Genomic DNA, 850 nt, shown 5'->3' with positions numbered 1-850 from the left:
GCTGCAAATGCACCACCTGCACGTTCTTTTGCCCAGCTTCCCCCAATAGCAAGGGCAAACAAGATATGAAGGTTACCGATAACCCCCCAACCAATTTGCTCAAGGATTCCACCTGTAATCACTAGAGGAGCAAGGTTTGGGTCGATCATCACGATTGATTTACCGATTGAGATCATCAATCCCGCCGCTGGCATAACGGCGATAACCACCATTAAAGCCTTACCGAATTTTTGCCAAAATTCGAAAGACAAGACATTTTTGAATGTAGCTTTCATCATTCAAATCTCCTTTATTTTATTTAGGCAAACGTTTTACGAAAACGTTTGCATTTAGTTATGTATTAATTATACCACTTTTATTTTTTTTGTAAAGGCTTTTATAAAAAAATTGTCTATTTTTTTAATTTTTAGAAAGGAAAAAGAGAAGTTTACGAAAACTTCTCTTTTAAATATGTATTATTTTTCTGATTTGTTCTGCAATTTGCATTTAAATCCAACTAAATCTTCAAGAATCGACGCATTGAAATCCCTGAACCAATTGAACCAATGAAAATTCCGATTATAAATAATAGGACTGTCATCAGAGGGATAAACACATCTGGCGTAATCATTGACAAGTTTTGACCTACCAAAGATTTATTGACCGATTGATAAACCATATTGTAAACAAAGAATACAAGGACTGAAGGAATTGCTGCACCGAGCAAGCCAATAAAAGCACCTTCTAGCAAGAATGGACCACGGATATAGCCATTTTTCGCTCCTACAAGACGCATGATCTGAATCTCACGACTACGTGAAATAATGGTGATACGAATGGTATTGGAAATGAGGAAGACTGCGATAAAAAT

1 protein-coding gene and 1 pseudogene are annotated in these 850 nt (G+C 36.2%); both read right to left on the bottom strand.

The window, feature by feature from the left end; translation table 11 throughout:
* Positions 1–278, bottom strand: a pseudogene (locus tag GMD1S_RS08335) (PTS transporter subunit EIIC); the annotation flags it as partial.
* Between the two features lie 218 nt (positions 279–496).
* The coding region (locus tag GMD1S_RS08330; RefSeq protein ID WP_000519899.1) for an FtsX-like permease family protein at positions 497–850 on the bottom strand (354 nt) is incomplete at its 5' end.

The sequence above is a fragment of the Streptococcus sp. GMD1S genome (assembly GCF_000296875.1).
Classification (GTDB): Bacteria; Bacillota; Bacilli; order Lactobacillales; family Streptococcaceae; genus Streptococcus.
This window is presented reverse-complemented; position numbering and strand designations above follow the sequence as displayed.